Source organism: Azospirillum sp. UENF 312511 (genome assembly GCF_058780635.1).
Genome location: NZ_JBSNCG010000005.1, coordinates 295435 through 310690 on the forward strand (window position 1 = coordinate 295435; position 15256 = coordinate 310690).

General features: G+C 66.8%; 13 protein-coding genes and 1 pseudogene. 1 reads left to right on the plus strand and 13 read right to left on the minus strand.

The genetic code is table 11. The features are described from left to right. Positions 1-14: 14 nt before the first annotated feature. The 13 genes from ACWPN7_RS29945 to ACWPN7_RS30005 all read right to left on the minus strand — a co-directional run bounded on the left by ACWPN7_RS29945 (position 15) and on the right by ACWPN7_RS30005 (position 14287). Complete coding sequence (locus ACWPN7_RS29945; RefSeq protein ID WP_040136678.1) at positions 15-1196, minus strand: mandelate racemase/muconate lactonizing enzyme family protein; 1182 nt, start codon at positions 1194-1196, stop codon at positions 15-17. An 88-nt stretch (positions 1197-1284) separates the two neighbouring features. After that, a complete protein-coding gene (locus ACWPN7_RS29950) occupies positions 1285-2304 on the minus strand; it encodes a TRAP transporter substrate-binding protein (RefSeq protein ID WP_051658511.1) in 1020 nt (339 codons plus the stop codon). A gap of 529 nt (positions 2305-2833) precedes the next feature. Beyond that, the gene (locus tag ACWPN7_RS29955) at positions 2834-3412 is read right to left on the minus strand and encodes a helix-turn-helix domain-containing protein (protein ID WP_051658510.1); all 579 of its coding nucleotides are present in this window, start codon (positions 3410-3412) and stop codon (positions 2834-2836) included. Between the two features lie 133 nt (positions 3413-3545). Further along, positions 3546-4739 (minus strand): hydantoinase/carbamoylase family amidase, encoded by a 1194-nt coding sequence (locus ACWPN7_RS29960; protein WP_040136676.1) that lies wholly within the window; start codon positions 4737-4739, stop codon positions 3546-3548. A gap of 135 nt (positions 4740-4874) precedes the next feature. Continuing rightward, positions 4875-5945: an arginase family protein gene (locus ACWPN7_RS29965; protein ID WP_459197389.1), complete on the minus strand. Its 1071-nt coding sequence runs from the start codon at positions 5943-5945 to the stop codon at positions 4875-4877. A gap of 113 nt (positions 5946-6058) precedes the next feature. Beyond that, a complete protein-coding gene (locus tag ACWPN7_RS29970) occupies positions 6059-6898 on the minus strand; it encodes a substrate-binding periplasmic protein (RefSeq protein WP_014199588.1) in 840 nt (279 codons plus the stop codon). An 11-nt stretch (positions 6899-6909) separates the two neighbouring features. Beyond that, positions 6910-7665, minus strand: a complete 756-nt coding sequence (locus tag ACWPN7_RS29975; protein WP_014199587.1) for an amino acid ABC transporter ATP-binding protein — start codon at positions 7663-7665, stop codon at positions 6910-6912. Between the two features lie 36 nt (positions 7666-7701). Beyond that, positions 7702-8367: an amino acid ABC transporter permease gene (locus tag ACWPN7_RS29980; protein WP_040136671.1), complete on the minus strand. Its 666-nt coding sequence runs from the start codon at positions 8365-8367 to the stop codon at positions 7702-7704. A gap of 259 nt (positions 8368-8626) precedes the next feature. Further along, positions 8627-9841, minus strand: coding sequence for a YbfB/YjiJ family MFS transporter (locus tag ACWPN7_RS29985; RefSeq protein WP_451995381.1), 1215 nt, complete (start codon positions 9839-9841; stop codon positions 8627-8629). A gap of 83 nt (positions 9842-9924) precedes the next feature. Further along, positions 9925-10527 (minus strand): TetR/AcrR family transcriptional regulator, encoded by a 603-nt coding sequence (locus ACWPN7_RS29990; RefSeq protein ID WP_200776011.1) that lies wholly within the window; start codon positions 10525-10527, stop codon positions 9925-9927. A 322-nt stretch (positions 10528-10849) separates the two neighbouring features. Next, positions 10850-11740, minus strand: a complete 891-nt coding sequence (locus ACWPN7_RS29995) for a hypothetical protein (RefSeq protein ID WP_456529577.1) — start codon at positions 11738-11740, stop codon at positions 10850-10852. 313 nt (positions 11741-12053) lie between these two features. Continuing rightward, a complete protein-coding gene (locus ACWPN7_RS30000; RefSeq protein WP_459197388.1) occupies positions 12054-13424 on the minus strand; it encodes an FAD-containing oxidoreductase in 1371 nt (456 codons plus the stop codon). A 491-nt stretch (positions 13425-13915) separates the two neighbouring features. Beyond that, entirely contained in the window at positions 13916-14287 is a 372-nt protein-coding gene (locus ACWPN7_RS30005; RefSeq protein WP_492273747.1) for a hypothetical protein, read from the minus strand. Here ACWPN7_RS30005 and ACWPN7_RS30010 point away from each other — a divergent pair. Continuing rightward, a pseudogene (locus tag ACWPN7_RS30010) lies at positions 14240-14551 on the plus strand (FG-GAP-like repeat-containing protein); the annotation flags it as partial. The gene ACWPN7_RS30005 and the pseudogene ACWPN7_RS30010 overlap by 48 nt on opposite strands. Between the last annotated feature and the right edge of the window lie 705 nt (positions 14552-15256).

A 15256-nucleotide genomic window follows, 5' to 3' on the forward strand; every position in this document is an offset into this window, starting at 1 on the left:
CGTCTCCAACCCGGTCACGCGCTGCGCGACCGCACGGTGTAGCGGGCGAGCTGGTCGGGATCGACCTCCACACCCAGGCCCGGCCCGCCGGGCACGGCGAGGCACCCGTCCACCAGCGTGAAATTGTCGACCAGCAGGTCGTCGCGCAGCGGGTTGTGGGTGCGGTCGAATTCCACCATCGGCTCGTTCTGCAACGGCACGCCGAGCGCCGTGTAGGGAACCAGCGGCGCCGTCGCCAGCGCCTGGAGCGCCGCGGCGAGCGCGATGCCGGACCCCCAGATGTGCGGGACGGTCATCACGCCGTGGGCGGTGGTCAGCGCCAGGATCTTCTGCCATTCGGTGAAGCCGCCGGCGCAGCACAGGTCCGGCTGGGCGATGTCGATGCAGCCCCCGGCCAGCAGCTCGCGGAAGCCGAAGCGGGTGTATTCGCACTCGCCGCCCGCGATGGGCACGTCGATGGAATCGCGCACGCGGCGGTAGCCCTGGCGGTCCTCCGGCGGCACCGGCTCCTCGAACCAGCGGACGTCGAACCGCTCCAGCGCCCGCCCGATCCGGATGGCGCCCGCCGTGTTGTAGGCGTGGTTGGCGTCGACCATGATCAGGGTGTCCGGCCCCAGCACGTCGCGGACCAGCGCCACCCGCTCGATGTCCTGGGCGATCGGCAGCAGGCCGATCTTGATCTTGATCGCCGGCAGCCCGGCCTCGCGGTAGCGCTGCGCCTCCTCGGCCAGCGCCGCCATCATGCGCGGCGTGTCGCGGAAACAGTCCGGGTAGTAGCAGCCGGTGCCGTAGGCCGCGACCTTGTCGCGGAAGGCGCCGCCCATCAGCGCGTGCACCGGCCGGTTCAGCGACTTGCCCCACAAGTCCCACAGCGCGATGTCGATGGCGCTCAGCGCCTCGATGTAGGTGCCCTTCTGGCCGAAGTCGCGGCAGAAGGAATAGAGATCCTCGAAGACCCGCACCGGCTGGTCGGCGCGGCGGCCGATCAGCCGGGGGGCCAGCACGTCGATGATGCAGCTTTCCGGCGGTTCCGCCGGTCCGTACTGCCCGCCCTCTCCCCAGCCGACCAGACCGTCGTCGGTAGTGATGCGGACCAGCAGGCTGTTGCGCTCCGGGAAAGCCGCCTGGGAGGAATAGAAGGTCTTCGCGTTCAGCGGAGTCTTCAGGACGAAGGTGTCGATCTTTTTGATGAGCATCGGGGTTCCCACGGGGAGATCGGGCGTCGGGCGGGCGCACGGCCCCACGGGCGGACTCGCGGCCCGCCCGTGGGGGACGGGACGTGCGTTACGGGTTGGCCTTGCGCAGCTGGGCGAGTTCGGATTGCAGCAGGGTCATCGTCTCGGCACCGATGGCCGCGGCGTGCTTCTCATAGACCGGCGCCACCTTCTGGAGCATCCGCTTGCGCTCCTCGGCGGACAGCTCGTTCACCTGCATGCCGAGGTCCTTCAGGCGGGCCAGCGACTTCTCCGACTGCTCGCGGTTCACCCGGCGCTCCTCGGCGCGGGCCACCGCGGCGCAGGACTGGAGCACGTCCCGCTCGGCCGACGACAGGCCGTCCCAGATCTTCTTGGAGTAGAGGATCACCGCCGGCGTGTAGGCGTGATTGGTGACCGACAGGTACTTCTGCGCCTCGTAGAACTTGCCGGTCTCGATGTTGGCGTAGGGGTTCTCCTGCCCGTCGACCGCGCGGGTTTCCAGCGCCGTGAACAGCTCGCTGAAGGCCATCGGGACGGCGTTGGCGCCCAGCGTGGAGAAGGTGTCCATGAACACCGGATTCTGCATCACGCGGATCTTGGTGCCGCCCAAATCCTCCCATTTCTGGATGGGCCGGCGGGAGTTGGTGAGGTTGCGGAACCCGTTCTCCCAATAGGCGAGATTGACCAGCCCGACGCCCTGGAGCTTTTCGGACAGCTGTTGGCCGACGGCGCCGTCGAGGATGCGGTCGGCCTCCTTCTCGTTCTCGAACAGGAAGGGCAGGTCGAAGACGCCCATGGCCGGCACCAGCGAGGCGAGCGGCGAGGTGGAGGCCACCACCATGTCCAGCGAGCCGCCGCGCACGAGCTGCACGGCTTGCATGTCGCTGCCCAGCGCGGCGTTCCAGAAGCTCTGGATCTTCATCTTGCCGGCGGACTTGTCGGCCGCGCAGGCGGTCAGCGCCGAAACCCCGGCGGCGAAGGGATGGTCCTGCGCGACGGCGGCCGAAAGGCGCATGGTGCGCTCCGCGGTCTGCGCCGTGGCCGGGACGGCGGCGAACAGTGCCGCCACGGCGACCGTCAGGACGATGGGCAGCTTATCGACGTTCATAGGGGCGCTCCTCCGATCCGCATTGTTCAGGGAGCCGGTTCTGTGCCGGTCCCGAAAGGTTGGTGACGCGCACAATGCCTGATGCATCAGGCATTATCAAGATCATTCGCGTGCGAAACCAATCTGTCGCGTCGCGGACGGGTGAGCCGCCGGAGGCGGGCATCGAAGGAGGGGCGCCCTTGGGCTTTGCGGAGTCCGGGCCGTCCGACGCCGTTCAAAGCCGATGCGGCGCGTCGGCGTCGGAAGGCGGATTGGAATCACGACGGCGCGTCGGCCGTCGACAGACGCGCGGATCGCTCAACGTCCGACAAGGACGAACATGGCGCGTGTGGACGGTGCTCTTGACCCGGTTCCCAGTTTGGAAAAGATGTCGATGCGGAGGGTGCTGCCCGACCGATCGCAATCGCCAGCCGGGGGCCCGGCTGCAAAGCAGCCTGTGCCTGATCCCCGAATTCTTGCGGTTTGCACCCCGCTCCCGCGCCTGTCCGCAGTGGCCGCGCCGGACACGGGAGCGCCGCCCACCGAAATCCTAGAAGGTGGGCGGAGAGTTGAGCCACAGGACCGCGGCCGGAACGGTCCCCGGATTGGCGTAGCCGTGAGGGATCTCGGACGCGAAGAACGCGGCATCCCCCGCGCTCATCCGGGTGGTCTCGTCGCCCAGGATCAGGTCGATCTCACCCGACAGCACATAGACGAACTCTTCGCCCGGATGGGTGATGCAGCCGTCGGAACGTCCCCCGACGGCCACATGATGGATGTTCACCTGAAAGGAACTGCCCGGGGCGAGCACGGACAGCGCTTCGAGCTGCACACCGTCCCGCCCGCGCAGCAAGCCGTCGGACAGGATGGGGCGATCCCCGTTGCGAACGATGATTGCCGGCTGGGCCCGCTCGGTCGGCAGCAGGTTTCCGATGTTGGTGTCGAGCGCCGTGGCGATCCTGTGCAGCGTGTTGAGCGACGGACGGGCCTTGCCCTTCTCGATCTTCGACAGCAGCGCCACCGAGCAGTCGCAGCTTTTCGCCAGGCTCGACAGGGTCATCTTGCGCGCCACGCGCAGCTCATGGAGCCGTCTGCCAAAATTTTCGGACAGAAATTCGTCCTGCATCATCCCCCGACTTTCACGCTCCGCGCAGTTTTTCCCGAAAACCGTGCCGAAACACTCCGGCGCCGTCTTCGAAGGCCGTCATCCTATCGTCCCGGACCAACCTCCGCCACAGTGATGGGGTGCCGGGAGGGTCCGTTCACAGGCTCTCGGCGCAGGCGAAAACGGCCTGCGCGAGCACATGGGCGCCCAGAACGATGTCGTCCGCCCGCGTGTCCTCCACCGGCGTGTGGCTCCGCCCGCCGATGCTCGGCACGAACAGCATCGCGGTGGGGACGCTCCGCGCCAGCACCATCGCGTCGTGGATCGCCCCGCTCGGCAATGGCATCGACCCGGCGCCGCGCGCGTCGGCGGCGTCGGCAATCAACCCCTGAAGCGTGGCGTCCAGCGACACCGGCGCCAGACGCCCGGCCTCCTCCAGCGAAACCCGCACTCCCTCCTGGCCGTCGAACTCGCCGACCAGCGCCGCCAGAGCGGCGCTCAAGCCGTCCAGCGCCACCGGGTCGAGGTCGCGGAATTCGAGCAGAAGCTCTCCCCGCTCGACGACGACGTTCACGGCGCCGGGCTGGAGCGACACCTTGCCCAGGTTCCACACGCTGTCCGCCGAACCGGTCTGGCGGAAACGGTGATGGCAGGCGTCGGCGAAGCGGTAAAGCAGGCGGGCGGCGTCGCGGCGCAGCGCGATCGGCGTCGTGCCCGCGTGGTCGGCGCGGCCGTCGAACCGCACGGCGTAGCGGCGCATGCCGAAGATCCCGGTGACCACGCCGATGGGGAGGCCGGCGGCCTCCAGCCGCGGACCCTGCTCGATGTGGGCCTCGAAGAAGGCGCGGTGCCGTTGCGGATCGAGGCGGATCGGCGGGGTGGCGTCCAGACCGGCGCTGGCCGCCTCCTCGGCGAATCCGGCCGGCAGGCCGGGGAGGTCGCCGCAGAAGGAGCGGCTGCCCAGGCAGCTCAGGAACCGGCCCTCCTCGTCGGAGAAGTCGATCAGGTCGATGCCGACCGGCGCGCCGGGGTGGGCCTCCATCCAGGCGCGGGCGATCTCCAGCCCGTAGGCGAGGCCGAGCGTGCCGTCCAGCCAGCCGCCGGTCGGCACGCTGTCGGAATGGGAACCGATCAGCACCGAACGGCCGGCGCCGGGGGCCGCGCCATACAGGTTGCCCAGCGCGTCGATGGTCGCCCCGAGACCGATCTTTTCCATTTCGCCAGCCAGCCAGCGGCGGGCCGCCAAGTCCGCCGGTGAGAGCGCGGGTCGGCAGACGCCGGACCCCACCGCGCCGAATCCCGCCAGGGTCCGCAGGGTCGCCAGAACGGCGTCGCCATTGACGTTGAGCATCGATCGGTATTCCCAGCGCCTCCGCCGCCGACGGACGGGACGCTTCACAAAGTTCGGAAGAGGGGAAACGGTGGAGAAGGGGCGGGGAGCGTGCAGGCACCGGGGCACCGGCGCCGCTCCCCGCCGCCGGTTTCGTCAGGTCCCGGTCTGGCCGGCCTTGCGCATGGCGAGGCCCGCCAGGAAATAGGTCACCGCGTAGACGATGACCCGGTACATGATCGCCGAACCGGGCGGGATGCACAGGAAGGACAGCCCGTCGCAGCCGCGCTTGCCGACCTCGTGCGCGATGCGGATCGACTCGTAGTCGGTCATGCCGATCGGTTCGGCCAGTTCGCCCAGGATGTCGCCCTCGGTCGGGCCGGCGCCGCCCAGAACGTCCATGTCGAAATGGGCGTAGACGCCGGCGGTGCCGTCGTAGGCGTGGCGCAGGTTGTCGATCACGCCCTGGATGCCCAGCTCCGTCCGGATCTTCCACATCGGCATGAAGCAGGCGCCGTTGCGCAGGTAGTGGCGGACAATCTCCGGATTCTCCAGCATGCCGCGCTCGCCGATCTCCACCAGATTGCGGATGGCGTAGCTCGGGCAGTCGCGGAACAGCTTGTCCTTCCAGTTGGTCGAACCGGCGACGTGGTCGTTCATGGTGGCCCAGTCGTAGGGCCAGCAGTCCCAGTGGGTGTCGAGGCTGATCATGCCGACCGGCCCCTTCACATGCTCGGCCACCGGCCGGCCGATCGCGTAGGAGGCGCAGGGAGAGTTCTGGCCGATGACGATCGGCACGGCGCCAGCGGCCAGCGCCGCCTTGACCTTGCGCTCGACGCCCTCCTGGGCTTCCAGGATGCGTTCGACCGTGCCCTCGTAGCTGGCTTCGAGGGGGATGTCGACGTCGCCGTAATCGACGACCTTCAGATGCTCGAAGATGTCGAGGTCGAAGTCCTGCACATAGCCGCCGCGGTAGCGGATCGACTGCTGGCGGACGCGGACGGTGGCGGCCAGCCATTCGGCCTTGTCGACGCCGCTGTACTTGGTTCCCCAGCCGGCGGCGAAGGGTGCGCCGATGATGACGGCGTCGGCGCCGGCCAGGTCCTCGTCCCGGATGGCGTAGGGGACGCCGAGGAAGGTCGGCATGTCCGCCTTGATGCGGGGAAAGTGGGTCGTGCGCCAGGTTTTGCCGGCCAGGGTATCCTGCCAGCTCGGGTAATGCGGCATGGACGCAGATGTCCTCTTCGGGGGGCTTCGGGCGACCGCGGCGGGGGAGGGGCGGCCGCGGCGGTTGCGCGGGGGCGGAGGGCCGGACGGACGGGGCCATCCGGCCGCGGGGATCACGGGGCCTGCTTGGGGAATTCGCGCAGGGCGGGCTCGTTCACGTAGCGGCCGCCGGTGATGTACTTGGCGGCGATCACGTCCCACTGGCCGGAGGTCAGCAGGTTGTCGAGCCCGACGTTGAGGACCGACTGCAGCTCGCTGTTGCCCTTGCGGACGGTCCAGGCGATTGGCAGGAAGTTCACCGGCCGGTCGTTGAACAGCATCTTCACGCCCGGCTGCTGCTCGGTGAAGCGGGTGGCGGTGAACAGATCCTCGAAGCTGGCGTCGGCGCGGCCGGCCGCCACCTCCATGAAGCCCGCGGTCAGGTTGCCGCCGGCCAGCGAGGTCATCTTGGCGTTGGGGATGGTGCGGCGCACGAAATCCTCGGCGGCCGTGCCCTGGACCACGGCGATCCGCACGTCCGGCTTGTTCATGTCGGCCAGCGACGCGAAGCGCGCCTCGTCGTTCTTCACCACGGCGACGCTGCCGAGATAGAAGATCGGCTTGGTGAAGTCGACGACGGTGGCGCGCTTGACGGTGGCGAAGGTCGCGCCGATGGACATGTCGAACTGGCCGGCCTGCAGCCCGGCGACGAAGTTCGCCCAGGTCGTCTCGATGAAGACCGGGCGGACGCCCATCTGCTCGGCGATGGCGCGCGCCGCGTCCACGTAGAAACCGGTCAGCTCGCCCGTCTTGGGGTCCTTGGCGGTTCCGGGCGGGGAGGGGATGTAGCCGATCTTCAGCTCGCCCTGCCGGACGATCTTCTCGACCTCGCCGGCGGCCTGGGCCTTGACGGCGCCGAAGGTCACCAGGGCGCCAACCACCAGCGACGAGATCAGCGTGCGGAATGCGGACATGTTCAGCCTCTTCAATGCAGGACGCGGGCAAGGAACGCGCGGGTCCTCGCGTTGTCCGGGTTGGTGAAAATCTTGCCTGGTGGTCCCTCTTCGACGATTCGGCCGCCTTCCATGAAGACGACCCGGCTCGCGACGTCGCGCGCGAAGCTCATTTCGTGGGTGACGATCACCATGGTCATGCCTTCGGCGGCGAGTTCGCGCATGGCGGTCAGCACCTCGCCGACCAGTTCGGGGTCGAGCGCCGAGGTCGGCTCGTCGAACAGCATCAGGCGCGGGCGCATCGCCAGGGCGCGGGCAATCGCGGCGCGCTGCTGCTGCCCGCCCGACAGCTTGGTCGGACGGACGTCGCGCTTGTCGGCCAGCCCGACCTTGGCGAGAAGCTGCTCGGCGTGGCGGACCGCTTCGTCGCGCGCGACGCCCTTGACCTGGATCGGCCCCTCAATGACGTTCTGGAGCGTCGTCATGTGGGGGAACAGGTTGAAGTTCTGGAAGACCATGCCCATTTCGGCGCGCAGCCGGTTGGTCTGGCGCTCGGTGGCCAGCCGCCTCTGGCCGTTGGCCTCGACGTAGCCGACAAGCTCGTCGCCGAAGCGGACCTCGCCTTCGTCGTAGCGTTCCAGAAAGTTGATGCATTTCAAAAGCGTGCTCTTGCCGGAGCCGCTGGGTCCGATGATCGCCACGACGTCGTGGGGCTGCACGTCGAGATCGATGCCGCTCAGGACGCGCGCGCTGCCGTAGCTCTTCCCGAGGTTGGTGATGCGCAGCATAGGGGAAACTCCACCGGAGGATCGTGCGAGGATCGGTCAGGCCCGCATCTTCAGGCGCCGTTCCAGGCGCTGCGACAACCAGATCCAGGGGTAGGTGATGATGAAGAAGAAGATCGCCAGGAACGTGTAGACCTCGAGCGGACGGTAGGTCGTGGCGATGAGGTTGTTCGATTCCTGGAGAAGTTCGTAGACAGCGATCATCGAGCCGAGCGTCGTCAGCTTCATCAGATTGGCGAATTCATTGATCAGCGGCGGGATCATCTTCTGCCCGGCCTGGGGCAGGATAATGCGGCGGAGCGCCGTGAAGTGATTCATGCCGATGGATTTGGCGGCGAGAAACTGGCCAGTGTCCACCGCGTTGATGCCGGCCCGCACGATCTCCGACACATAGGCTCCGGAATGGATGCCGAGGGCGATGATGATCGAGGTCATCGCGCTGAGCTGGTAGCCGAAGATGATCGGGAAGCAGTAGTAGAGCCAGACAATCTGCACGAGCGCCGGAGTCGCGCGAATCATCTCGACATAGATGGATGTGACGGATCTTATAAAGATGCCGGACGATTCTCGGCTCACACCGACCAAGAGACCGATGAACAAACCGATGGCGGACGACAGTAACGTTATCTGGAGTGTCGTGATGGCGCCGCGTGCAAAAATCGGCCAATACTCAAGTATTATGGCAAACTGCCATTCGTACCCCATCGCCGATGCCCCTGTTCATGGTCTGGCTTTGTCGCCGACCTAATTTTGAATGGCATTCAAAATGCTCGATTGATTTGGCACTGTCAATGGGGTTTCGCGATGCGCGGGGCATCGGTTCCGGGCTTTTGAAGCGCTCAATCAGAGGTGGTAAAATGGGCCAAGGATTTCTCTTGATGCCTTGGTGCGTGGAGGCGCCGCCCGAGCAATACGGGAGGGCCCGGTGCTCGGGACGGTTGCTCCCGTCGCGTTGGCGACCCGTTCAGGCCGTGCGGTGGCGGCGGGCGTTGGTAAGGATGTCGGTCCCCAGCGCCACCGCCAGGGCGACGGCGCCGCACAGGAAAACCGCGGCGTAGCTCCCCCCGCTGTGGGCGAAGAGGTAGGAGTAGCCGTAGCCGCTCAGCGCCTGGAACAGGGCGAAGGCGGTGGTCGCCCGGCTCCAGGCGGCACGCTGCTCCGACGGGCTGCGCGGCAGCAATTCATGGATGCGGCCGAGCACCAGGGGAACCACGCCCGGCGTCAGGGCGCCGAGGACGACCGTCGCGGCCCCGACCACCAGCGGCTGGCCGCTGACCGCCAGGGCGGCCACGGCGACCGCCTGGAGCAGCAGCGCGATGCGGTAGGCCGCCGCGTAGCCGATCCGGTCGGCCAGCGATCCGACGGCCACCGGCCCGGCCACCGATGCCGCACCGTAGAGGACCCAGCAGAGGGCGCCGACGTCCGGGCCATGGTTCAGGCCACGGGCGACATAATCGACCAGCAGCAGCATGACCGGCACCAGCCCCAGCGCGTTCAGCGCGTATTCGGCGTAGAGCGAGCGGAGGACGCGCCCCTCATGCCGCGGGGCATGCTCCACCGGCGGAGCGGCAACCGCCTGTGGTGGGGCCGACGCCGGCCAGCCGAACCAGGACAGGGCGGTCAGCAGCATCGACAGACCGCCGAGCCCCAGCCAGGTCTCGTGCAACCCCAGCCGCATCAGGGCCGGCACGGCGGTGCCCGAGGCGGCGATTCCCAGCCCGATGCCGAGGAAGATCATGCCGCTGACGAAGCCGCGCCGCGCCGCCGGGATGTGGGGCAGGATGCTGGTCGCGACCAGGACCATGATGGCGCCTCCGGCCAGACCCGAGACGAAGCGCCAGCCGAAGAACCAGCCGAGCGAGAGCGGATAGGCGCAGGCGATGAAGGCGAGGGAGGCCGTCAGCATCAGCACCCGCAGCAGGGCCCGGTTCGGCAACAGGCTGGCCAGCGGCCGGCCGAGCAGGGCGCCCGCCAGATAGCCGGCGAAGTTCGCCGCACCCAGCGTCACCGCGTCGGCGGCGGAGAACCAATGGGCCTCGATCAGCGACGGGACCAGCGGCGTGTAGGCGAAGCGCGCCAGCCCGACGGCGACGAGGCTTCCCGCCATGCCGGCGAGGGTCGCCATCCAGGCGGCGCCGTCGAGGCGGTCCATGGCCGCGGTTGCGGATGTCCTGTTCATGGGCGTGCGTCCCTGTTGCGGCTCCGCCGCGGCGGGCCGCCCGTTGACCGGGAGGAATGGGAAGGGGGGAGCCGGTGCGGCGGTCAGGAGTCCGGCATCGGCGGCAGTCCCAGGCTGGCCAGGGCGCCGCGCGCCGCCCCTTCCAGCAGGTCGCGCTCGGGGCGGATGCGGGCCAGGACGCGGATGCCCAGCAGGGTGGAGAAGAGCAGGCGCGCCGCGTCGTCGTCGGGGATGCCGGCCGGGATCGCGCCGCTCTGCCGCCCCTTGACGATGCAGCGGCGGAAGAAGTCCTCGATGGTCGTCAGTTCCGCGTTCAGGAAGTCGCGCAGGTCGGGGTTGTCCGGCCCGACCTCCAGCGCGGAGTTCACCAGCAGGCAGCCGCGCCGGCACCCGTCGCCGAGCGATCGCTCGATGCTTTCGCGCAGGAAGCCGGCGATGGCGGCGGCCGGCGATACCGTCGCCTCGTGCCGGGCGATACGGGCGCGCAGCGAACCGTCCAGGTAATGCTCCAGGGCGCGGCGGAACAGCGCCCGCTTGTCGCCGAAGGCGTTGTGCATGCTGGCGAGCGTCATGCGCATGCTGTCCGCCAGCTCGCGGGTGGAAGTCGCTTCGTACCCCTGGGTCCAGAAGCGGTCCACCGCCGCGTCCAGCACCGCCGTCTCATCGAACTTCCGCGGCCGAGCCATGGGTCCCGCCTTCCGAACCGGTGTTTTAGATCATGTGATCCAAAATACGCCGGGCGGGGTGGCGGTCAAGGGCTTTGCCATCGTGCGAACGCGGGACTGCCCTGCGCCGCCGTCGGGTCGCGACGTGCGGCGGGAGGGCAGACGCTTGGCCGCTCATGCGACGGCCATGGCGCATTGGACCGCCATTGCTCCCGAAGATTTCCATGATCAATAAGTTGATGATGTCGACGCATCAGCTTCTTGTCTTGTGGAAATTGCTCCATGCAAGACTTCGTACAGTATACGTCAAGCGGATCCAGCGTGGCGCAGCCCAATTGGTTGGCTACCATGGCATTGCGTGCCGTCGCCACTCTCGGGCGGCCGCTTTGCGCGCGTCGTCCTCCAGCGCTTGCCGGAGGTCGCGAGCCTGTCGGTCCTCTTGAAACATCAGACAGTTTGCGAAACCGTCGGTGCCACGCATGAAACCGAAGCCAAGGCATTTTGCCTCGGTCGGCGTTGGCCGTTTTTCCAACTCTGTTCGCGCATAGTCAGGGTAGGCCTCCGAGACAAAGTAGCGCAGTTCCGCATCGGAGAACTGAATGCTCGGGAGAGCGTCCTGAAGCAGTTTGTACTCGGCTGATTTTTCCCCTTTTTCTGTTACGTAAGCAATGGTTTTGGGGAGAAGCCGATTGATTGCGACCCCATCTTTCAGCTTATCAATGGAACGCACGAATATAATGCGCTCCATTTCGGCCGTGTTCATTCCCAATACAGAACGAAATTCATCATCGAGGTCCCAGCGGACGCGAGAGTTCCAATTCGAGGCTTTTGCGGCCTGTGCTACCGTCGCTTCAAGAATCTTCTGATTTTCCGGTGTTAGAGCGCCGTCCTGCTTAAGGTTAGCCACTCCCTGAGACGCAGTTACAAATTGGAACGCTTGGTCATATCCTGCGGTATGTTTTCGAAAAGTCTCGATGAGTGCGAGCTGCATCGGTAGATCGGTTCGCAGATTTTTTGCTCTTTCTTTAGAGTATTTGCGAAAATAGACCCAATCGTACCAAACGTCTCCGTCAGGCTCGCGGTTCTGATCTTTCAAGGCGCTTTCACTGTTCACATAGTACAGACTACGGTACTCGCCGGAGGTGTAGCCCTTGCCGGGTACGGTTTCCACGCACCCGGTCAAGACGAGCAAGATGAAAGCCATCAGGGCAGGGGATTGCATAAGCGTGCGCAAGTTGACCCTCCTGGCGATTGGCCGAGCGACTGCAAAATCACGCGATCTTTTTATCACGTTGCTTTTGCAAAAAAAGTGATCGTGCGCGCCACTTTACCGGGAGATGCATTGAGCAAGAAGCGCATTCCGTTGTCGCAATCCGCCGTGGCCGATAAAGCCCCCCGGCAAAAGCGCTGACTCACTGAGGGAGTGACCAAAACGCGCGAGCCATGACGAGATTTCCCATCCATGACGGGGAGGAGCGAGTACCGGCAGCGTTGCCGATCCGGCAAAGCCTGATCAGCCCTACGCAAGACCCTTTGGCGACAGGGCCTTAGCCCAATGGCGTCAGTTCGCCCAGCAGGGTCGGCAGCAGTTCGGCCACCGTGGGGTGGATGTGGACGGCGCGTTGCAGGGTGGGGTAGGGCGCCTTGGCGTACATCAGGTCGAGCACGGCGTGGATGGCCTCGTCGCCGCCGGGACCGAGGATGGCGGCACCCAGGATTTCCTGACTGTCGGCGTCGACGACGATCCGCATGAAGCCCTGCGTCTCGCCCTTCTCGACCGCGCGCCCGACGCGCGTCATCGGCCGCATGCCGACCAGCGCGCGCCGGCCGGAGCGGCGGACCGCCTCGTCGGTCATGCCGACGCGGGCGAGCGGCGGGTCGGTGTAGAGTGCGTAGGCCTGGATGCGGTCGTCCACGCTGCGCCGATCCCCATCGAGCAGGTTCGCCGCGACGATCTCGAAGTCGTTATAGGCGGTGTGGGTGAAGGCGCCGCGTCCGTTGCAGTCGCCCATCGCCCAAATCCCCGGCACGTTGGTGCGCAGCGTGTCGTCCACCGTGATGGTGCCGCGGGCGTCGGTCGCCACCCCAGCCCGGTCGAGCCCGAGGTCGTCGGTGTTGGGCACGCGCCCCACCGCCAGCAACGCGTGGCTTCCCACCACCGATGGCGCGCCGGAGGCGCAGGCCACGCCCACCTCCACGCCATCGGCGTGCGGGGCGAAGCGGATGCAGTCGGCCGACAGGCGGACCGTCACCCCCTCCGCCTCCAGCAGGTCGCGGATCGCGGCGGAAACGTCGGGGTCCTCGCGCGGGATCAGCCGGTCGCCCTTCTCCACGACGGTCACCTCGGCGCCGAAACGGCGGTACATCTGCGCGAATTCCAGGCCGATGTAGCTGCCGCCGACCACCACCAGATGCCGCGGCACCCGGTCGAGGTCGAGGATCGTGCCGCTGGTCAGGATGCCGACGTCGCGCACCCCCGGCATGTCCGGCACCGCGGCGCGGGCGCCGACGTTGATGAAGATGCGCTCCGCCGTCAAAACCTCGTCGCCGACGCGCACGCTGTTGGGGGATTCGAAGCGGGCGTGGCCCTGCAGCACCCGGCAGCCGGGCATGTCGCGCAGCCAGCCTTCGACGTTCTGGCGCGACCGGCCCGAGATGGCGTCCTTGCGCGCCTTGACCTTGGCCATGTCGACGCGCACCGGGCCGTCCAGCATCACGCCGTATTCGGCGGCGCGCTGCGCCATCCGCGCCACGCGGGCGCTGGCGACCAGCGTCTTGGTCGGGGTGCAGCCGGTGTTGACGCAGGTGCCGCCGAACAGCTTGCGTTCGACGACCGCCACGGTCATGCCGGCGGCGGTGAGGCGCCCGGCGAGCGGTGGCCCGGCTTGGCCGGCTCCAATGATGATGGCGTCGACCATGGCGTGCTCCTGCAGCCGGACCTGGGTGTCGGGAACCGTCGCCGGCTGGATGCCGGCGCCGGTCGGGCCGCAAGCAAAGCTAAGTGTGGCCGGTGGCCGGTCAAGGCCGGCCAAACGGGCGGCAGGGTCCGAGTCGCCGCCCGTTTGGCCGCCGGAGGCATCCATGCGTACGCCCGCAATCGGCGGGGTGGTTCGGAAGCGGACCCGGTGTCCAACCGCAGCCCGCGATGGGGCCGGCTTCGCGGCGGGCGAGCGGCCGGATTTGTTCTTGTTTCATACTAATCCGGTGAGCGGTTTCCGCCTTTTTGGAAACCACTGGTTTTGAGTTCAATCGAGCGGCGACATCCTTCCGTGTGTCCTATCCTAATGCAGCCGATGTATGCGTGTTCTCGCGGCATGCAAGAAACTATTGGAAAAATAAGGATTCACACGGGCATATGCCGGCGATGTCAATGAGTATCGCGTCACATAATCAGCGTATACACCAATAATTAGCTCTTAATAGTGTATCGATGCAGCCTGGACCGGTGTGCGTGCCGGCCGCGTGACGTGAGGGCTGAAAGACCGTGGCGAATCCAACCTTCACTATGATCGGCACCAACGGTTTCGGCCTTTCCGACATCGGAAGCGAGGCCGCCCCAGTGTTGTCGGACATCGATGGTGATGGCGATCTCGATCTCCTGGTCGGCAACGCGGACGGAAACACGCTTTTCTTCCGGAACACCGGAACGACTCTGTCGCCGACCTTCACGCTGGACAGCACCAATCCCTTCGGGATCAGCAACGTCAGCGCGGGCGGTGCGCTTCCCGGTCTGGTGGACATCGACGGCGACGGCGATCTCGACCTGTTCATCGGCAACCACGCCGGCACCACCCTGTTCTACCGCAACAATGGAACCTCAGCGCAGACGCCAACCTTCTCGCTGGAAGGCACCAACCTGTTCGGCATCCAGAGCGCCGGCAGTTACGGGGCGCTGAGCTTCGCCGATCTGGATGGCGACAACGATTTCGACCTCCTGATCGGCGGCGCCGATGGGAATATTTTCTTTTACCGCAACAACGGCTCCACGCAAGCGCCGACCTTCTCTCTGGAAGGGACCAATCCCTTCAACCTTCCCCCCGACCTCGACGGCTACGCGTCGCCCGCGCTGGCGGACATCAACGGGGACGGTCTCGTCGACCTCATCACCAAGAGCACCGTCTACGTCAATGTCGGCACGGCGGCCGCGCCGACCTTTTCGCTGTTCGCCACGAACCCCTATGGGAATACCGGTCCCGGAGCGTACCCGCGGCCGGCGCTGGGCGATCTCGATGGCGACGGCGACATTGATATGGTGGTCGGCGTGGACGGCGGCGATGTGGAGTATTTCCGCAACCTCGCCCCGGTGGTCGTGACGCTGGGCGATGGCGGAAACACGATCGCGCTGTCGCAGATCAACACGCTGACCGGCGGCACCGGCGTCGACGTGGTGTCGCTGGTCGAGATCGGGGCGACCTACACCGTCTCCGGGGTCGAGACGCTGACCGGCAGCTCCGCCACCGACGTCGTGATCCTGGGCGGTGCCGGCAACACGATTCTGGTGAGCGGCGTCGAGACGCTGACCGGCGGTGCGGGCACCGACGTGGTGACGCTGGGCTCCCTGGGCAAAACAATGCTGGTGGGCGGCGTCGAGACGCTGACCGGTGGCATCGGCACCGATGTGGTGATTCTGGGCAGCAGCGGCAACACGATGCTGGTTGAGGGCATCGAGACGCTGACGGGCGGCATCGGCACCGACGTGGTGACGCTGGGCGACAGCGCGGGCAACACGCTGACCGTGTCGAAGCTGGAA